The 19,250-nt window shown below is 39.6% G+C and carries 15 protein-coding genes and 4 tRNA genes; 5 read left to right on the top strand and 14 right to left on the bottom strand.

Annotated features, from left to right (window positions below):
- Window positions 1–253 precede the first annotated feature (253 nt).
- Window positions 254–2,050, top strand: a complete 1,797-nt coding sequence (locus FPK91_RS05885; RefSeq protein ID WP_144214187.1) for an autotransporter assembly complex protein TamA — start codon at window positions 254–256, stop codon at window positions 2,048–2,050.
- A complete protein-coding gene (locus tag FPK91_RS05890) occupies window positions 2,050–5,979 on the top strand; it encodes a translocation/assembly module TamB domain-containing protein (protein ID WP_144209317.1) in 3,930 nt (1,309 codons plus the stop codon). Before FPK91_RS05885 ends, FPK91_RS05890 begins: the two co-directional genes overlap by 1 nt.
- 126 nt (window positions 5,980–6,105) lie before the next feature.
- Here the strand turns inward: FPK91_RS05890 and rplY are convergent, their stop codons facing one another.
- The 3 genes from rplY to FPK91_RS05905 form a co-directional block, all read right to left on the bottom strand.
- Window positions 6,106–6,393 (bottom strand): 50S ribosomal protein L25, encoded by a 288-nt coding sequence (gene rplY / locus FPK91_RS05895; RefSeq protein WP_144209320.1) that lies wholly within the window; start codon window positions 6,391–6,393, stop codon window positions 6,106–6,108.
- Between the two features lie 165 nt (window positions 6,394–6,558).
- Complete coding sequence (locus FPK91_RS05900; protein WP_144209323.1) at window positions 6,559–7,107, bottom strand: DUF882 domain-containing protein; 549 nt, start codon at window positions 7,105–7,107, stop codon at window positions 6,559–6,561.
- A 151-nt stretch (window positions 7,108–7,258) separates the two neighbouring features.
- Window positions 7,259–8,686, bottom strand: a complete 1,428-nt coding sequence (locus FPK91_RS05905; RefSeq protein WP_144209326.1) for a L,D-transpeptidase family protein — start codon at window positions 8,684–8,686, stop codon at window positions 7,259–7,261.
- A 244-nt stretch (window positions 8,687–8,930) separates the two neighbouring features.
- Here FPK91_RS05905 and FPK91_RS05910 point away from each other — a divergent pair, with 244 nt between their 5' ends.
- Window positions 8,931–9,209: an HU family DNA-binding protein gene (locus FPK91_RS05910; RefSeq protein ID WP_144209329.1), complete on the top strand. Its 279-nt coding sequence runs from the start codon at window positions 8,931–8,933 to the stop codon at window positions 9,207–9,209.
- 239 nt (window positions 9,210–9,448) lie between these two features.
- Here FPK91_RS05910 and FPK91_RS05915 read toward each other — a convergent pair.
- The 3 genes from FPK91_RS05915 to FPK91_RS05925 form a co-directional block, all read right to left on the bottom strand.
- Window positions 9,449–9,534, bottom strand: a tRNA-Leu gene (locus FPK91_RS05915).
- A gap of 205 nt (window positions 9,535–9,739) precedes the next feature.
- The gene (locus tag FPK91_RS05920) at window positions 9,740–10,327 is read right to left on the bottom strand and encodes a uracil-DNA glycosylase family protein (RefSeq protein WP_144209333.1); all 588 of its coding nucleotides are present in this window, start codon (window positions 10,325–10,327) and stop codon (window positions 9,740–9,742) included.
- A 54-nt stretch (window positions 10,328–10,381) separates the two neighbouring features.
- Window positions 10,382–11,761, bottom strand: coding sequence for a leucine-rich repeat-containing protein kinase family protein (locus FPK91_RS05925; protein ID WP_144209336.1), 1,380 nt, complete (start codon window positions 11,759–11,761; stop codon window positions 10,382–10,384).
- A gap of 152 nt (window positions 11,762–11,913) precedes the next feature.
- On the opposite strand from FPK91_RS05925, the gene yqfB reads away from it, so the two are divergent.
- Both yqfB and FPK91_RS05935 read left to right on the top strand, forming a co-directional pair.
- The gene (gene yqfB / locus FPK91_RS05930) at window positions 11,914–12,234 is read left to right on the top strand and encodes a N(4)-acetylcytidine aminohydrolase (RefSeq protein WP_144209339.1); all 321 of its coding nucleotides are present in this window, start codon (window positions 11,914–11,916) and stop codon (window positions 12,232–12,234) included.
- Window positions 12,235–12,258: 24 nt separating this feature from the next.
- Entirely contained in the window at window positions 12,259–12,981 is a 723-nt protein-coding gene (locus FPK91_RS05935; RefSeq protein ID WP_158638067.1) for an SGNH/GDSL hydrolase family protein, read from the top strand.
- 420 nt (window positions 12,982–13,401) lie between these two features.
- On the opposite strand, the gene FPK91_RS05940 is transcribed toward FPK91_RS05935, so the two are convergent.
- From FPK91_RS05940 to FPK91_RS05975, 8 genes are all read right to left on the bottom strand, one after another.
- Window positions 13,402–13,487: transfer RNA gene (locus tag FPK91_RS05940), tRNA-Leu, on the bottom strand.
- A 52-nt stretch (window positions 13,488–13,539) separates the two neighbouring features.
- A tRNA-Cys gene (locus FPK91_RS05945) sits at window positions 13,540–13,613 on the bottom strand.
- A gap of 14 nt (window positions 13,614–13,627) precedes the next feature.
- Window positions 13,628–13,703 (bottom strand) — tRNA-Gly (locus tag FPK91_RS05950).
- A gap of 180 nt (window positions 13,704–13,883) precedes the next feature.
- On the bottom strand, window positions 13,884–14,432 hold the full coding sequence (gene pgsA / locus FPK91_RS05955; RefSeq protein ID WP_144209346.1) for a CDP-diacylglycerol--glycerol-3-phosphate 3-phosphatidyltransferase: 549 nt from the start codon (window positions 14,430–14,432) through the stop codon (window positions 13,884–13,886).
- 45 nt (window positions 14,433–14,477) lie between these two features.
- Window positions 14,478–16,310, bottom strand: a complete 1,833-nt coding sequence (gene uvrC / locus FPK91_RS05960; protein WP_144209349.1) for an excinuclease ABC subunit UvrC — start codon at window positions 16,308–16,310, stop codon at window positions 14,478–14,480.
- Between the two features lie 51 nt (window positions 16,311–16,361).
- Complete coding sequence (gene uvrY, locus FPK91_RS05965) at window positions 16,362–17,006, bottom strand: UvrY/SirA/GacA family response regulator transcription factor (protein WP_144209352.1); 645 nt, start codon at window positions 17,004–17,006, stop codon at window positions 16,362–16,364.
- A 296-nt stretch (window positions 17,007–17,302) separates the two neighbouring features.
- A complete protein-coding gene (locus FPK91_RS05970; RefSeq protein WP_144209354.1) occupies window positions 17,303–17,902 on the bottom strand; it encodes a lipid-binding SYLF domain-containing protein in 600 nt (199 codons plus the stop codon).
- Between the two features lie 285 nt (window positions 17,903–18,187).
- On the bottom strand, window positions 18,188–19,207 hold the full coding sequence (locus tag FPK91_RS05975; RefSeq protein WP_144209357.1) for an HD-GYP domain-containing protein: 1,020 nt from the start codon (window positions 19,205–19,207) through the stop codon (window positions 18,188–18,190).
- Between the last annotated feature and the right edge of the window lie 43 nt (window positions 19,208–19,250).

Genomic DNA, 19,250 nt, shown 5'->3' on the forward strand with positions numbered 1-19,250 from the left:
AACTAAACTTTCATGATTTGTAAGCTTCAAGTCTTTGTTTTCAACCTTATCAAAATAAATTGTACTGTTTTTAGGCTGCACATTAACTTCTACTAATTTTTGTCACTTTTTAAAGGGTTAATTTCACTCCTAAACTTGCCTGTTTCCCTTATTCTAGCGACAATAGGTTATAAGTTTATCGCCTTTTAAAAGCATCTAATAATTGTTATTTAAACCTTTTCAGTATTGTATTTTAGCCTGTGTTGCCATTTTTATGATGGCACCCAATTTTGCATGGGCAAAAGATGACTGGTTAGACATCAATATTACTGGTGTAACAGGAAAACTGTCTAGAAACGTCAAAGCGCATTTAGGCAGCAATCCAGAATCTGAAGTTCAGCGCCGCGCCTATTTATTTACTGTAGAAGATAATATCAATGCCGCATTAGAATCCATGGGCAGATACCATAGTGAAGTTACAACCGATATTATTGAAACAGACAAAGGGCCTTGGAAGTTAAATATTAATATTGAAGCAGGTGAACCCACCGTTATTCAATGGATTGATATCAAATACAACGATGAAATGCTCGAAGATAACAGCTTTAATCGCTGGCTTAACCAGTTAACTGTTAAACCTGGCGATGTACTGGATCATGGTGTTTATCAGAATTTAAAAACTCAGCTGGTGACCTTGGCTTTGGCTCGAGGTTATTTTGACGGTAAGTTTACTCGGGCAGACGTTGTCGTTAACCGCGATTTAAATACCGCAAAAATTAGTCTCCATTTTGAATCTGGTCAGCGATACCTTATTGGCAATGTTGAGTTTACCGGCCACACCCTCAATGACGATATTATGGAGCGACTTATTCCATTTGAACCAGAATCTAAATATTCTACGCAACGCTTAAATCGCTTAAATCGTAATCTCATTGATACTGGCTATTTCAGTAATATTAAAGTGTTGCCGCAAATCGATGCTATGACTGATGTTGATGTACCTATTAAAGTTGATTTAAGCCCACGACCTACCCATTCATTTGAAATTGGTTTAGGTGCCGACATCGGCACTAATGCCGAAAAAACCATTGATCCAAGAGTGCGGTTAACTTGGCGGATGCCACAAATTAACAGCTATGGTCACACACAAGAAACCACCATGGAATGGTCACCTGATAGGCCTAAATTTTTAACCACTTATACCATTCCTTTGTCACATCCATTAGATGATCAACTAAAATTAAGAGTGGGTTTATTACGCGATAAATATGGTGTAACCCAAGACTATAATCCTGATGATAAAAGCTACGATTATACTGGGCAGTTAGAGTCTGAAAAACGCTTAATTGGTGTCATCAGGCAACAAACCTTAGATAACCAATGGCTATTTGGTTATTCAGTTGAATTTAACCAAGAATATTATACCCAATCTAATATCGATTATGATCCTAAGTTCCTTTTAGCGGGTGTAGGCATTGGCAAAACTAAACGTGGTGATAATACTTTAGATCCTAAGTCGGGTTTCCGTCAGATATACAGTATTGAATATGGTGACCCTAATCTAGGTTCTGAGGTTAGATTGACAAAACTTGAGGCTAAATTTAAATGGATTGATACCTTTTTTGAGAATCACCGTATTGTGAGCCGACTTGATTTAGGCGCCAATATTGCTGACAGTGATGAATTAGCCCAAATATCGCCTTCTCTCCGTTATTTTACTGGTGGCGATCAAAGTATCCGTGGTTATGGTTATCAGGAGCTCGGCCCTTTTATTGAATATACCAACGACGATGGCAGCACATCTAGGCAAGTGGTTGGTGGGCGCTATTTGGTTGTTGGCAGCATTGAATATCAATACTACCTAAATGACACATGGCGTGTAGGAACGTTTGTTGATGCGGGTAATGCCTTTGATACCGACCAATTTGAACCTGTCGTTTCTGTTGGTGGTGGTATTCACTGGATCTCCCCTATCGGACCCATTAAGTTTGATTTAGGTGTTGGTTTAAAAGAAACTGAAACCGTTGATCGTTCTTGGCGTATTCATTTAACAATGGGGACTGATTTGTAATGAAGACAACAGATCAGCCTTCAGAGCCATCAACACATAACAAAACGCCATCAGAACAAATACCATTAGATGCAGTCCCGCCGCAGCGACCATTATCTTTTGGTGCAAAACTGTGGAAACTCTTCAAACTATCCACTCGCATTCTTATTTATATTCCTCTGTTATTACTTATTATTGTCGCGGTGCTCCTCGGTACACCAATAGGCGCCAGAATCAGCGTAATGTTAGCAGATCAGTTTGTGCCCGACCTTGATCTTGAGTTTCGTTCCGGCACCATTAATAAACAGCTGGAATTTGATTATGCTCGTTGGTCTATGGACGGGGTATCGGTTGAAGTAGAAGACTTGAGCTTATCTTGGCTACCAACCTGTTTATTCAATAAACAAATATGTGTCGATAAACTCCACGCCAGCGCTGTGCGGGTTCATGTCGCTACGGATGAATTTGAAGATGATGATATTAGTAATACTGATAGTGATACTAGAACTAATAGTGAAGTAAATGTCGATACCGATCTAGCTTTTGAAGACGTTGAGGACACAGAACCGTCCCCACTGATATTGCCTGTCACAATTGGACTTAACGACTTAGACCTTAAATTAGTTGAAGTCAGTGTCAATGATATGCGTTACAACGCAAGTGCGCTTAAAGCCAAGGCACTGTGGAATGAGCAAGGTCTGCGCGTTGATTACCTGCATAGCCAAGATTTACTGGTCGATATACCACTATCATCTGAAGTCGACACAAAAATCACTGAATCAACTGAAGTTAGTGAATGGGCAATGGCAGCACTCCCCACTGTTTATATGACCTTTCCTGTTTATGTTAATGAACTCATTGCAACGCAAAGCACAATGTTGCTGGGAAAAAGACAAGATAAATTTGAATCTATCACGCTTACAGGCAGTTATGTTGAATATCTAATTGATATTCAACGATTAGAAGTCCGTCACGATTATGGTGAAGCGAAACTCATTGGCGATATTAGCCTTATTGATGATTATCCAATGGCTATCGACTCCTCTTTTAATTTTACTCATGTCAGTGAAATACCTGAACTTACTCAGCAAAAAATATCAATTCAAGCTGAAAATGGCTTCGATGATTTATCAATAAAAGTTTCAGCGCAAGGTGATGCTACTATTGATTTTGAAGCGATTATCGCATTAAGCAAACGCAACATGCCTTATCAATTAGAAATCGGTAAAGCAAAGTTACAATGGCCATTTAAACAAGCCGAATATTTTGCCGAAATCACAGCGCTGACCAGTAAAGGGGATATTAATCAACATCAGGTTATTGTTGATGGCGAATTTCTGAGCCCTTTTCATCCTTTATTAGCGGTGAACGCCAATTTAGAGGTGAGCGAAAATGATATTGCGATTTCAAAAATAACTATTTCTTCTGAAGCGGGTGATGTTGAAGGACAAGGCACGATTGATTGGGAAAATGACTTTAGTTGGCAAACACAATTAACCGCTGCAGATCTGCAGTTAGAGAAGATTCACTATCTATACGAGTTAACCGAACTCAATAGTAATATTACAGGCTATTTAACCTCTAAAGGCCAGATTAACGAAGATAGCTGGCAAATAACTATCGAAGATGCCGATCTCGAGGGTAACTTAAATGAGTTTCCGTTAACCGTTAAAGGTAACGTACAGTTCAATGATAAGTTAGCCATTAATGCTGATAACCTTAAAGCAGAAGCATTAGGCACTACACTGCTAGTTAATGGTCAAGCTGATGAAATATGGGATGTAGACGCCTTTCTAGAGGTACCCGATATAAGTCAGTGGTTACCAGATAGCAGAGGTTCTATTTCAGCTAAAATTGACGTCACAGGTAACGAACTAAAACCTATTGTGGACGCAAGAGCTGAAGTTATTGACTTCAACTATGCAGGTACTAAGGTTGATAAACTGGTGCTCTCTGGCCATTACTTACCCCTTGATGACCATCAGTTTACGGTTAATATTGCCAATAATAAACTAAGCTGGAACCAAGTTGATTTAAGCCAAATTTTAATCGCACTTTCAGGTAACTTACACCAGCAGACACTGCAACTGTCCACCGGTGGAGAGATGGTGATTGATACATTAATTACTAACCAATACACCCCTGAAACTGAAGTATTCAATACTGACATCAATAAGTTTTCGATTTCAAATATACTAGGTAACTGGAGCACTGATAAGGTGGTCAATATTACTTGGGATCAACTTAATCTAACCGGTAGCTTCAACCCATTTTGTATTAATAATCCCCACAGCCACTTATGTTTTTTAGAACAAACTAGCTTTGGTGAGCAAGGTAATGTCCGCTTCTCCGCTCAAGGAACTCCTGGGCTATTGTTACAGCCATTATTACCCAATCGGTTGATATGGACCGGCGAGTCAGAGCTTAATGGCAAGGTAAATTGGTCTGAATCAGAAAAAATCACCGCAAATGTCGATTTCTCTCTATCTGAAGGTAAATTTGAATTAAAACGTTCTGAAAATGACAGAATTAACGTTATCTATGATCAAATAACCTTAAACATGGCGCTCGATGAGAAACAGTTAATCAGTAATTTATCTGTCAAAGCAGATAGCATCACAGATATCGATAGCCGAATTATTATCAGCACAGAGCCAAGCCGAGACTTGTCTGGACATATCAAAATTGATCAACTTGATTTAACTGCAATACAGGGTTTCTTCCCAAACCTATCGACTTTAGATGGGTTATTCTCATCTGATTTAATGCTTATAGGTAACTTAACTGATCCTCAAGTAAAGGGGGATATTACTTTAACAAAAGCAGCAATTGCCTCCACCGGAAACCCAACCTTGATAGAGGATATTAATTTATCCATGTCGCTAGCTGGACAAGAAGGCGGTATTGATGGCAGCTTTAAAATGGGTAAAGGTAGCGCAGAAATCGACGGTTCACTTTCTTGGCCTCTAGGCAATGTCAGTGGTGACGTCAATATAAAAGGTGAAAAACTGGCCTTTATTCAACCGCCATTAGCCATATTAGATATCACTCCTGATATCAATCTCACCTTCAATAAAGAGCAATTTGCCATTAAAGGCATTGTCGATATCCCTACTGGTGAGATTACCTTGGTACAACTTGCTGAAGGCGGCGTGGCACTATCAAGTGATGTAATATTTAAAGACTCTATTTCTGAACAGGCCGAGAAAACTAGCCCTTACGCTATTGTTGCAGATCTCAATATTAATGTTGGTAAAGAACTAAGTATTGACGGTATGGGCTTAAACGGAAAGCTAGAAGGTACCTTAAAACTGCAACAACAAGCCTTTAAGCCGCCATTATTATTTGGTGATATAAAAGTGAATAACGGCAGTTATAAATTCATGGGACAAACTCTCACCATTAGTACCGGTGAAGTACAGTTTGTTGGCCCTACTGAAGTGCCTAATTTAAATATTGAAGCAATAAGAGAAATTAAAGATGAAGACCTCACTGCTGGTGTCAGAGTGACTGGTACCGCTATGAGCCCTGTTGTAACGTTATTTTCATCGCCATCAAAGGAACAAGCTGAAATTTTATCCTACATTCTCACAGGCGCTGGGTTTGGCAGTTCTTCATCGGAGCAAAATAATGCCTTAATGATGGGAGCAGCATTAAGCTTAGGCTCACAATTGGGTGGCAGCGCCATAAATAATATTGGATCGACTGCGACTGGGCTTATTGAAAAATTCGGATTTTCTAACGTACAACTGGATGCCAATGATGATGGACGTTTTGCTATCAGCGGCTATATTGGCGAAGACTTAATGGTCAAATACGGTATTGGGGTCTTTAATCCCGGTTATGAGATGACTGTACGATATTATATTTTATCCCAGCTTTACCTCGAAACAGTGTCAGGCACATTGAATCAGTCATTGGATATTTACTATAGTTTTGATGTTGACTAGCCTGATACCTTAATCATCACCTCAGTAATGACAATCGATAAAATGATAAAATGATAAAATGATAAAATGATAAAATTCAGACACAAAAAAAGCGCCTTAAGGCGCTTTTTTCATTCAAATTAGCGATTAAGCAAATTTGAAATCGATGTGTTCGATAAGCATTTTGTACGCGTGACGCTGTACAGCTTGAGCACGAACTTTAACTTCTTGACCATCGATTACGATAGTTAATTCGCTAGTGTAGAAATCAGCATTCAGTTGTTGATTGATGATATCTTTTTGAGCAAATTTAATAGAAATAGGCTCTTTTCCTGGTCCGTAGATTACAGCAGGAACTAAATTCGCATGACGTAGGCGGCGGCTCGAACCTTTCCCGATTTCAGTACGGATTTCAGCATTGATTGTATAAGACATGTATTTCTCACTTATAAAAAAAGTTTTTTTGTTGTTACTTTCGACCAGCAACAACTCGTAATAAAGCGCGCGGATATTAACACAGCAACGGTACTGCAACAAGCACAAAGCTATTATTTCATCCAAATGCCTTAACACTACTGCTAATTTAACTCGCTGAAGATGTTACCAACTTCTCACAGGGCCACTATCAACGTGAATAAAACCAGATCGAGGATAATAACCAACCCCACCCAATTTTAAAGAAATAGCCGCTTCTCGTAGCGTTTTAAGCTCAATACCTGGAATCGCAATATCCATTGCCATGCCTTTCATATGATAACTTTTTTTAGCTACGCCATTACTTTTAGTGGCAAGCATATTATTGGTTTTAGGCGAACGATAACCAGAAATGACATGTATTTCATCTGAGTTGCCTAATGTTTGCTGCAAATTATGAAGTAACTCAAACAAACGGTTATCCATAGGTGCGGCTTCATTTTGACGATGATCACGTAAGACAATACTGAATAATTCTAGGGTATCTTGTCGATACTCTCCATCTGACCAATAACTACCTTGCTGGCGTTCACCTGTATGACGGTTAAAAAAACTAAGCTCTTTATTACCAAAGGTAGAACGACTTGCTTGAGCTGGGGTCGTAAACATTGAAGCAACAGCTACACCACTTATTCCAAGGATTAACTGCCTACGTGCGGGACATACTAACGACATTAACTCACCACTGACTAATTATACTTAACTGTTTGTTTTTCACACAACAGAGTGAGAAGTTAAACTGAAAAATGAATAATAGCAACAGGAAGTGAATAGAAATTCAGCTTAATTAACCCGCTAAATGGCAACTTCTATTAAGCTCAGGGACTTATCGAGAAGTAGTATGTAGAGATTTTGCAGCATTATTCGCCACAATTGTTTCCACCTTGTTATTAAGATGATAAATGTCATTGCGATACTGGGCTAAATTTGACTCATCAACCCACGCGTTCCAATACACAAGATGAATGGGTACCGTTTGAGAAAGCGAAAACCATTGGGTTTTTTCTGCATTAGACTGCATTCTTTGCCAAGTTCGCTTATCAATAACCACATTATTTGCAAACCACTCAGCCAACTGCTGGATTTTTTCAATCCGGACACAGCCAGAAGATAAAGCTCGATTAGCTTCATCGAATAGTGACTTATCTGGCGTGTCATGAAGGTAAATATTCAAATCATTTTGAAAATGAAACTTATAACGGCCTAAAGCATTAATGTCACCAGGGCGCTGCACAATACGATATGGAAACTGCCCAACTGCAACCGTTTGCCATTCAACAGCTGTTTTATTGACAATAATTCCCTGCTTATCAAATACATCAAATTGCCTGTCATTAAAGTAATGACCATCCTTTGCTACTTTAGGCAATATGTCTCGCCTCATCAGTTTTTTAGGCACTGTCCAGGTGGGGTTTATAACAACATTAGAAATTTCCCCCGACATAACGGGGGTTCTTCTATAGGATTTTCCCACGATCACTCTTGATGTCATTGCGACTTGGTTGTCATTCACTAATACCATTTCAAATGCAGGAATATTGACGAGCAAATAACGCTCAGGCAGCTGACTTTTGAAACTAGTTTTTGATACAAAATTGCCAGCAAGTAAAGTCGCTCGCTGTTTAGGTGTTTGATTTAACCAATGCAGTGTATGTGGCCCGATGACCGCATCAGCTTTCAAACCATGACGTTGTTGAAAAACCATGACTGCTGCTGCGATAGATTCATCATATACGTGTTGTGTTTCTGAACGAGATGATAAATCCCCTAGCAGCCATAAACGCTGCGAAATTGCACTGATAGTCTTATGGCTATCTCCTGGACGTAAAAAACCACCAGGTTGAATCGCATCCCAATCATGGCGTTTATCAAGCCACATTAAACGTCTAAGGTGGTTTAATACGCTTAAGTAGTCATCCACTTGGGGCTCTAACGCAAAAATCTGACTCTGAACTGAAGCATCTGCAGATAAGGTGGAGAAAGGTAATTGAACCTGCTTTTGTCGCCAGAATTGATCAACGGCAGTTTCTATCGAATCAATATATTCAAGCTTTTCTGCCTCACTACCATATTGCAGAATCGCTAAATACTCGTCCCACAGCACGCTGGACTCAGCTAATGAAATTAACTGAACATGCTGAGCTAAGGTCTGATATGCGGAGTTTGATGCGATGACAGTCTGTGAAGGTATCATCCATAATACCGTTATAAGTACCGAAGATACTGCAATTCGATGAAAACAATTTGCTCCCATAAATTATACTCTCCCGTGTTACGCCTATTTCAATCATATTAGTATGGCAAAGAAATACCAACCTTGTGTTACACAAGCTAGCACTCTGTTAAAAGATAATACGAAAGTTGGAAGAATTTGGACCAATATGGGCAACGAACCAGCACTGGCATGCTGTATGGCTAAAGCAAACTGTTCAAGCAAAGTGATAACTGCTATAAATATGCTCCGCATTACTCTTTTAGTTAATTTCACAGCAGTTTATATGAATAAAAAACAACTCATACAAGTGATGGCTTCAGACATCGGTATTTCGCAAGCCCAAGTTAAAATTCAGATTGATCAAATCCTATTACAGATCCATAAAGCACTGACCGAAGGTGAGAAAGTTTATGTACCACAATTTGGTACATTTGAGCTGCGCTATCATTTAGCAAAGAATGGACGTAACCCGCAAACGGGTGAAGTAATAGAAATAGCAGGTTTTAACCAACCTAGTTTTAAAGCTGCACCCGCGCTAAAAAAAGCAATCAACGAAAACTGATTTGTTACCAGCTTAATTAAAGCAAAAGCTAATGAGCCTTACTCAATATGTAGGGCTTTTTTATGGGCGGAGTATAATTAGGATGGTTGCTGAGGCCAAAATTGAGCAGTTATATCTTATTTCAAAAAGGACAAGAAGTTTTAAACCACTAAATCAAATTTCAGACACAAAAAAGCCCCAACTAATGTTGAGGCTTTTTCGCACCATACTCTTTAATACTAAAAGTCGTATGTAAATGATGGTACCCGAGGCCGGACTTGAACCGGCACGCCTATTAAGCGAGGGATTTTAAATCCCTTGTGTCTACCGATTCCACCACTCGGGCAAACTTGTTGTAACTCGTCGAGACAAGTTACGGAATCTATTTTCAATTGCCGCAATTGCTTGCTGCCGCTGAATGTGGTGCATACTTTACTGGTTTTTGAGAATGGATCAATATAAATTTTAAACTTATTGTTCAAGTGCTGATTTTGCAACCAAATAGCTGGTAAACATAGCAAAAACAGACATATTTCAACCGCTATAGAGCACTAATGGTTTAAAGCGGCTTGTACAATCACTTTTAACTCTGGTAATAAATCCTCTGCAAACCACGGATTCTTGGCTAACCAAATATTATTTCGCGGACTAGGGTGTGGTAAAGCCATAATGCCTGAAGGCAAATCACGCCAATGTTTAACCGTTTCCGTCAGCGATTGTTTAGAATTGGCTAAATGATAATCTTGCGCATACTTACCAATGAGTAATGTTAACTTAAGGTCAGTTAAATGATGAAGCAAAGGTTGACGCCAAGTTTGGGCACAAATTGTCATTGGCGGGAGATCGCCACTTTTACCTTTACCTGGATAACAAAACCCCATAGGTAAAATAGCAACTTGTCTAGAATCATAAAATATGTCTTTATCAACCCCTAACCACTCACGCAACCTGTCACCACTTTTATCATCAAAAGGGATACCTGACTTATGTACTGCAAGCCCGGGCGCTTGTCCTGCGATTAAGATGCGTGCTTTTTCGTTAATCTGTACCACTGGATTAACGCCATGAGCTAACTCATTAGCACAGAGCTGACATTTACCGACACCTTCAACCAAAGACGTTAAAGAAAGCTGTTCCATAATTCTCCCTTAAATTGATGTTATGCATTATGTATCAGTAAATATCTCTAAAAGTTATAGCTGTATTTGAATAGCTGCAAGTTTTTGCTCTATTACAATAAACCTAGGTCGCATTGAGACATTTGTTTGCAAGCAGTCATTAACTAAATCGGATAATTGCCCCAAGATACTGACGTCTGGTTCTTCGCTATTAGAGGCTGAGTTTAGTTCACGTAAATGCATTAATAAATCATCAAGCATATTACCTATCGCTCTAACTTCGATGCCTTCCATCGCTTTCGCTTGCTCAGCAGAAAGACAACTTAAGTCTGTCGCTGCACCAAAATCACCAAATAGCATATTTGCATCACGATCAATCATGGTATTGTGCGCATAAATATCACCATGGCTCACCTGGTGTTGATGTAAATGCACTAATGCACCTGCCATACTGGTCATCACTTTAACAACCTGCGTTAATGAAACATCCATGCCTTCAGCGAAAGTATCACGAGTGCATGTCTCAAGTGATGGCGGTAGACCCAAGTTATAAAAATGCGCCGGTATTAACTCCATCACTAAAGCAAGTTTGTCAGTCTCTGCAATATGCGATAGCACTCTGATTAAGTTTGGGTGAAAACCCGCTTGTAGACAACAATGAAGCTCATCTTTAGGGTAACCATCTGACGTAACCGCCCCTCTGAACACTTTAACTGCGACAGCTTGTGTTAACTCTTTTTCAGACGGTTGCTGCCACAATGCTTGATAGATTACCCCAGAAGCGCCTTGACCTAGTTGATCTCCGAGCTGCAACTGCGCCATTGTTGTCTGTGAAAAATTAGCCTCGGATAACTTTGCATTAGATAACTTGGTATTAGATAAACGGGTTTCAGTCGCAGGGTTTCCACTAAAAGCGAGCCATGCAAGTTTAGGCATATCAAATAGCCATTGTGGTATCTCAGTCAATTTATTTGCTGATACTCGAAACAACTCCAGTGATAAGCAATTGCTCATTGTTTCAGGTAATGAAGTGAGCTCGTTACCTGCCAAAGCAAACTTCTTAAGACGATGCAGTAAGCCCACCGATTGCGGTAATTGCTTTATCTTATTGTCAGTTAGGATTAACCAACGAGTATCGACCGGAAAACAATTCTCAGCAACTGTCACGATTTGATTGGCTTTAAAACCAATCATCTCAAGTTTAGGACATTTAGCAATGATAGAAGGTATTTCAGTAAAGCAATTAAACGACAGAAACAGAATTTTTAAGTTTTGTAATTGTTCAAACTGCTCAGGTAATGAAGATAGCTTGTTATTAGATAAATCGAGCACTTCAAGTGACTCAGCTAGATCAATAATTTCCATAGGAAAAGTGGTCAAGCCTTCAGCTATTTGTAATCGAGTAATCTTGTTTTGGTGTAATTCACCTGATTGTAATTGAGCCAAAGTATGCAATGGAATGATCCTAGAAATAAGCTGCTAGCTAAAATTGCGCTCATAATAAGCCAAACAGAAACACAAGTTAAGGCAAACCTCTGCAATCTATTGCCAGCACAGGCTGTTATAGCGCACAATAATCCTTAAATAACTGCTATATAAGATTCATTATGCCATCACTTAATAACATTACTTTTTTCAGCCGTTTTGAAACTGATATTATATCTGGGGCTAAAACGATTACTTTGCGAGATGAAAGTGAGTCTCACTTTATTGCTGGCGAAACCTTATCTGTGGCGACCTTTGAAGAAGATAAATGGTTTTGTGATATTAAGGTTATTTCGGTTGATACCGTACCGTTTGAGCGATTAACGGAGCACCATGCACTTCAAGAGAATATGCCTTTAGAAATGCTGAAGTCATTAATTCAGGAAGTCTATCCTGGCATCGAATTACTTTATGAGATTAAATTCGAGGTTGTAAACTCATAATCTCTAATAGCAAAGGATTGTAAATTGCACTATTTAACACTACTACTATTATGGCCAATTTATCTAGCCCAAGCCATTTGGGTCAAAAAGAGCACCATTAAACTCGCTGAACCTAGTGGTGACAGAATCAACCAACTCCATACCAATCCAGAGCTAACACTATTAATACTCGGAGATTCTGCAGCTGCTGGTGTAGGGGTTCAACACCAGCATGAGGCGCTATCAGGTCAAATGGTTAGCATGCTTACCCAAGACTACAAACTCAATTGGCAAGTAGTTGCCCGCAGTGGTTACAGCACTCAAAATTGTATCAATAAAACCAGACACCTCATTAACCAAAAGAAACTACTCACAGCAGATGTCGTTGTAATTTCGCTTGGAGTCAATGACGTGCTGAGTCCTATAACGGCAACAACCTGGGTGTTACAGGTACAGGAATTATGTACCTTATTGACGGCTGAACTGGATTGTAAACAAATAATCATCACCAGCGTGCCTCCAATGGGGCGCTTTCCTGCTCTACCTCAACCATTCAGGTGGTTTCTAGGCGCTAGAAGTAGAGAATTCAATCTGTCACTCACCGACTGGGTTAATACCAGTTCATTGCCTTGTGAGCAGCTCAATATGGAACAAACACTGCCTAATGCTCCTATGGCATTAGATGGGTTTCATCCAAGTGAAGATGTTTATGCGCATTGGGGAAATCAAGCAGGGAAAATGATTAAAGCGAAAAATTGTACAAACTAATTATTAACATCAAGAATCCAGTCTTAAGATAAAAAAACCAACTAATGTTGAGGCTGTTTTGTACCTTGCTTACGCATAGTAGCAATAACAAATAATGTTACAGAGACTAGAATCGAACAACCTCATAATAGAATTAATCCAATTATATTTTTAAGGCCATCAAATTTCAGACACAAAAAAGCCCAAACTAATGTTGAGGCTTTTTCGTACCATACTCTTTAATACTAAAAGTCGTATGTAAGCTCTTCATAGAAGAATAATGGTACCCGAGGCCAGACTTGAACTGGCACTCCCTACTTTAAAACGACGAGGGATGTTACCTTTCTTCGGTTACTCAAATTATAGATACAAAAAAGCCCCAACTTTCGTTGAGGCTTTTTTGTACCATACTCTTTAATACTAAAAGTCGTATGTAAATGATGGTACCCGAGGCCGGACTTGAACCGGCACGCCTATTAAGCGAGGGATTTTAAATCCCTTGTGTCTACCGATTCCACCACTCGGGCATAAAGTGTCGTTTTAATCATTACAATAAACATAACAATCAAACAAATATTGTGGAGGCGCGACCCGGAGTCGAACCGAGGTCGACGGATTTGCAATCCGCAGCATAGCCATTCTGCCATCGCGCCATATAAACTTGATTTGGAGCGACATATCAGGTTCGAACTGATGACCTATACCTTGGCAAGGTATCGCTCTACCAACTGAGCTAATGTCGCGTAATCAATTGCTTATCATCGTAATAAGCTTGATACATCAATTTAAAACCTTGTGGTTGTAAGCTGAAGCATCTCTGTCTACGGGGGTGCATTCTACCGATTTAAGTGTCGGTGTCAATTGCTGTTTTCAACAAAATCGACTGAATGAACACTAAATAAACTGATTGAAGTTTAATTGCACTACTCAGCGGTTAAGTCTTTCCAAGCCGCTGAAATATAGCTCATCATCGACCAGAAAGTCAGCACAGCAGCGACATAGAACAAAACATAAGCTAAATTAGTTAACAACTCATTAGGTTGCCAAATTAAACCCACAATTGCCGCCATTTGTGCTGCCGTTTTGTATTTTCCAATCCATGAGACAGCAACAACACCACGTTTACCGATTTCAGCCATCCATTCACGAAGCGCTGAAATCACAATTTCTCGGCCAATCATAAACAATGCAGCTAACGTAAGATAAATATTATCATTTTGCTGAACCAGCAATACTAATGCTGTAGTCACCATAATTTTATCTGCTACAGGATCTAAGAAAGCACCAAAGCGAGTTGACTGCTTTAATTTTCTCGCGGCATAACCGTCTAAAGCATCCGTCACTGCAGCAAGAAAAAAGATCAATGCAGACGCAAAAGGTGCCCATGAATAAGGAAGATAAAAAACAACAACAAATACCGGCAATAATAAAAGCCGAAATAAGGTTAATGCAATAGGTAAATTAAAAGGCATGAAAGAAACCACAAAGTCGAAAGCAGCGCCAATTTTGCCTTAATTTTATCCCCCTCGCAATGCATCGTGGATTGTTTGTGCCATTTCTAAGCTAATTCCCGGTACTTTTGTTAATTCCGCCACACTTGCCCCCTTAACTTCCTGAATACCGCCCAAATGTTGCAACAATAATTTACGGCGTTTAGGGCCGACTCCAGCAATAGATTCTAGTGTTGAAGTATTACGGGTTTTCTGGCGTTTGTTTCTATGGCCCGTAATAGCAAAACGATGGGACTCATCGCGAATATGCAATATTAAATGAAAAGCGGGCGAGTCACTTGGTAATTCAAAGGTATCTTCAGATCCACCGAATACAAATGTTTCAAGTCCAGCTTTGCGCCCTTCACCTTTTGTGACTCCGATAAGTAATGGGGCATTATCTAGATGCACACATTTTTCATCTACTATTTGCTGGGCAATACGTAATTGCCCTAACCCACCATCAATAAATACGATATCCGGTACTTTGCCGTTATTATCAATTTTATCGAATCGGCGACTTAGCGCTTGCTCCATGGCGGCGTAGTCATCGCCACCCGTAATGCCATTAATATTGTAGCGGCGATAATCAGACTTATGTGGCCCTTCACGGTTAAACACCACACATGAGGCTACCGTGCTTTCTCCCATGGTATGACTGATATCGAAACATTCCATTCGCTGAATTTGATGACCAAGCTCTAATGCCTCCTCTAACAATTGTAAACGTTGCTCAACTGTGTTCTTATGCGAAAGTCGCGTATTCACCGCATTGGTTGCATTAGTTAATGCCAAGCGTAAGAAACTGGCTCGCTCACCTCTGACGTGAGTTTTAATTTCAAACTTACGATCTAAGGCTACTGAAATAGTCTGTTGTAAAGTCGCAATCTCTTCAAAGGAGTGACTTAATAGTACTTCTTTAGGAATGGTTCTTTGAATATCGGCATTTAAATAAAACTGCCCCATGAACGAAGCGAGTACTTCTTCTAGATCAGTTTGCGCTGGTACCGTTGGATAATAGCTGCGACTGCCAAATATTTTCCCGTTTCGAATAAATAATAAATGGAAGCAGACTATGCCTGACGCGTAATGAACCCCGATAACGTCCATATCACCTTTGTGATTAGACACCTCTTGCTGCTCAGCGACTCGTCTTAAGGCGGTAATTTGATCTCGAAACTGCGCGGCTAATTCGTATTCAAGCTCTGTCGCCGCGTCGTCCATCTTGACCACCAGCTCACTGATGACTTGTTGATCTTTGCCTTTTAAAAATAAACTCGCGAGTTTTACTTGCTCTGAATACTCATCATCACTCACTCGCCCAACACATGGCGCGCTGCAACGTTCAAGTTGATATTGTAAACATGGACGTGAGCGAGATTTATAGTACAAATCATCACATTGACGAATAGGAAACAACTTTTGCATTAGATGTAAGCTTTCTCTGACCGCGCCGCCATTAGGGTACGGTCCAAAGTAATGGCCTTTTTCACGCTTGGGGCCACGGTGATAAGCTAGACGTGGATGCTTATGTCCACTTAATAAAATGTAGGGATAGGATTTGTCATCACGCAACAATACATTGTACTTCGGCATGTATTGTTTGATGTAATCATTCTCGAGTAATAACGCATCGGTTTCACTGTGAGTTATCGTGACATCAATATTGGCAATTCTAGCGACTAAAGCTTGGGTTTTTACGTGGGGAATATTAGCTCTGAAATAAGACGATAAGCGTTTTTTTAGATCTTTTGCTTTGCCCACATAAATCACATCGCCTTTGTCATCGTACATGCGATAAACACCAGGCGAAGAAGAAACTGTTTTTAAAAATGATGTTGAATTAAAGCGAGATGGCATTAACTATCCTAGGATAGGTGAGAAATACCAGTTTGGTTCTGCACCTATAAATTAAAAAGAACTGGCATCAAGCATTTTGTAACGAATAGCCAAACGGGTCAACTCAACATCACCACCAATATTTAATTTTGCAAACAAACGATAGCGATAACTGTTGACAGTTTTAGGGCTTAGGTTGAGTTTTTCAGAGATATCGTTGACCTTCTCACCATTAGTGATCATCAGCATGATTTGCAATTCACGCTCAGAAAGACTGCTAAACGGATTTTCATCAGAATGATTAAACTGGCTTAATGCCATTTGCTGAGCGATTTCAGGTGAAAGATAACGTTGTCCACGCGAAACTTGCTGTATAGCACGTAAAACTTCTGGTGAAGTTGAGCCTTTGGTTAAATAACCCGATGCGCCAGCTTGCATGACTTTAGTCGGAAAAGGATCTTCAGTTTGCACAGTTAATACGATGATTTTCGCTTCTGGTTGGTAACGTAAAATTTTACGTGTGGCTTCTAAGCCACCCATACCAGGCATATTCATATCCATAAGAATAACATCGGCTTCATTTTGGCGAGACCATTGCACAGCGGTTTCACCATCAGGCGCTTCACCGACAACTTTGAGACTTCGTTCATCTTCTAATAAACGACGAATACCGGTTCTCACTAACTCATGATCATCCACTAAATATACTGAAATCAACTTCAACCCACCTTAAAACACATTCATCCTGAATCTTATTCTTATCCTTACATGAGTAATTTAGCTCATTGGGCGAGTTACGCAAAGCAATATTAATGATAAAAGGTCAATGATTAAACGAAAGCGATGACTCCGATGTCAAAACCTCAGTAACAAAAGCTGATTACGGTCAATTTTCCAACAACAGTCAATAAGTTAACTCACTTTCTTGAATATAAAAAAAACGCAATAGCGTTAACTATTGCGGTTTAATTAAACTAATTATTACTCAATTGAAGCAATCTTGCTAAGTAGGTTTATTTATCCTCTTCATTTTCCATGAAATCATCAGAAAAATCTGTTGGCCAGTATTTATAACCTTGCACTGTAGCTTGAGCTGCTGCGCCCATTAAGTTGACTTGATAAGTTTTAACACCGGAAACATCAGCTGATTGGTTAGCAGATGCTTGGTCACCGCTGTCTTCATATTTTGCACTTGCTTCCGCTTGTGCTTGGCCTTCATAACCCGATTCCTTAAAGCGCGTCATAGCATCGTTATCCATAAATACTTGAATAAAAGCCATTTGCTTCCAGCCAATACCAGCACCGACACCACCTGTTGCAAAACGGTAATAAGAATTTTGTCCATTAGCTGTCAGTACACACACGCCACCACCTGTTGATAAAGCAAACAAGTAACTGTTACTACCAGTACACACTACATAGCCAACCGACTCTGCCATTGCAGCCTTAGCGCCGCTATGTTCTTTATGTATTTCTTGAAGAGCTGACTGAGTTTCTTTACGTGCATTGGCTTTTTTAGCTTCTGGGGTATCACCTGTCGCACAGCCAGTAAGTAGTACAGGAACCATAACGGCGGCTAAAAGCATTTTTTTATTAAGAAGCGACTTAGACATTGGTATATCCTTTTAAACAGTAAGATTATGATTACGTAAATGAGTTTTAATGGTACTGAACTGCATATTATTAAGTCGTTGCTCGACTGATTTAACTTACTCGAACAACCTATCATTTTCAGAAATAAGCAACAAAATACTTGTTAGTTGCTTAACCACTCCTAAATCACCTTTAGAAAATGACTCTTAATTAACACTGCTGAACTCGATATGAAGCTATTATATCTATCGCATTCACTATTACTTACCATTAAGCGCCAATAAAAATTCAACGTTAATTCTCGTTTAAGGCTTATCTTTAAATTTAGCCTTAATTTCAAGAATTTGATCTAAATTATCAACAAAAAGTGGCACGAGTTTCGGATCAAAATGAGAACCAGCCTCTTTTTGTATTAATGCAATTGCATCTTCCACCGTCCAAGCTTGCTTATAGGGGCGCTCACTGGTTAGAGCATCAAATACATCTGCAATAGCGACAATACGTCCATAAAGTGGTATATCCTCACCTCTTAAGCCTTTAGGGTAGCCGGAACCATTCCATTTTTCGTGATGCGTTAAGGCAACCATCTGGGCTACATCAAGTAATACGGAGTCTTTATCACCTAAGATCTCTGCCCCAATTTCACAGTGCTTTTTCATCTCTTCAAATTCTTCAAAATCGAGCTTTCCAGGCTTTTTTAAAATAGCATCGGATATACCAATTTTACCGACATCATGCATTGGCGCCGCATTCATCAATAATTGCGCATCCGCATCAGTTAACCCTGCAGCTAATGCAAGTATATGGGTGTAATAACTCATGCGAATAACATGCATCCCAGTTTCATTATCTTTATACTCTGCAGCCCGGCCAAGCCTGCGGATAACATTGAGTTGGTTTTGAGCTATTTCAGCGGTTTTTTGCTTAACCTGACTTTCCAGCACACGACTTTGATTTGCTAGCGCCAACTGAGTTTGAACTCGTCGTTGCACAATTGGGGGGTTAAATGGTTTTGTAATATAGTCTGCAGCACCTAATTCTAAACCTCTTAATTCATCATCCGCAGATATTTTTGCAGTGACAAATATCACCGGAATATGACGTGTGCGTTCATCCTGTTTTAGTTGCCGGCAAACTTCATAGCCATCAATACCCGGCATCATGATGTCGAGTAAAATCAAATCCAATGGGATACTGTTAGCAATTTTTATTGCTAACTCACCATTTTTGGCAATTTTAATGTGATAATCAGCTTTTAATACACCAGCTAAAACATCGATATTTTCAGGGGTATCATCAACAACTAAAATTGTCTGCTTATCCATCTTATCTCCTGCTATTAGCTATAACGGCGGTATTACATAGCTA

The sequence above is a fragment of the Shewanella donghaensis genome, from assembly GCF_007567505.1.
Lineage (GTDB): Bacteria > Pseudomonadota > Gammaproteobacteria > Enterobacterales > Shewanellaceae > Shewanella > Shewanella donghaensis.

Bases quoted from the DNA above. Each gene is read 5' to 3' on its own strand.
- uvrC (WP_144209349.1), bottom strand. From the start codon at position 16,310: ATGCCATCTCGCTTTAATTCAACATCATTTTTAAAAACAGTTTCTTCT.
- FPK91_RS05975 (WP_144209357.1), bottom strand. From the start codon at position 19,207: ATGGATAAGCAGACAATTTTAGTTGTTGATGATACCCCTGAAAATATC.
- pgsA (WP_144209346.1), bottom strand. From the start codon at position 14,432: ATGCCTTTTAATTTACCTATTGCATTAACCTTATTTCGGCTTTTATTA.
- FPK91_RS05885 (WP_144214187.1), top strand. From the start codon at position 254: ATGATGGCACCCAATTTTGCATGGGCAAAAGATGACTGGTTAGACATC.
- FPK91_RS05970 (WP_144209354.1), bottom strand. From the start codon at position 17,902: ATGTCTAAGTCGCTTCTTAATAAAAAAATGCTTTTAGCCGCCGTTATG.
- rplY (WP_144209320.1), bottom strand. From the start codon at position 6,393: ATGTCTTATACAATCAATGCTGAAATCCGTACTGAAATCGGGAAAGGT.
- FPK91_RS05910 (WP_144209329.1), top strand. From the start codon at position 8,931: ATGAATAAAAAACAACTCATACAAGTGATGGCTTCAGACATCGGTATT.
- FPK91_RS05900 (WP_144209323.1), bottom strand. From the start codon at position 7,107: ATGTCGTTAGTATGTCCCGCACGTAGGCAGTTAATCCTTGGAATAAGT.
- FPK91_RS05890 (WP_144209317.1), top strand. From the start codon at position 2,050: ATGAAGACAACAGATCAGCCTTCAGAGCCATCAACACATAACAAAACG.
- yqfB (WP_144209339.1), top strand. From the start codon at position 11,914: ATGCCATCACTTAATAACATTACTTTTTTCAGCCGTTTTGAAACTGAT.
- FPK91_RS05905 (WP_144209326.1), bottom strand. From the start codon at position 8,686: ATGGGAGCAAATTGTTTTCATCGAATTGCAGTATCTTCGGTACTTATA.
- FPK91_RS05920 (WP_144209333.1), bottom strand. From the start codon at position 10,327: ATGGAACAGCTTTCTTTAACGTCTTTGGTTGAAGGTGTCGGTAAATGT.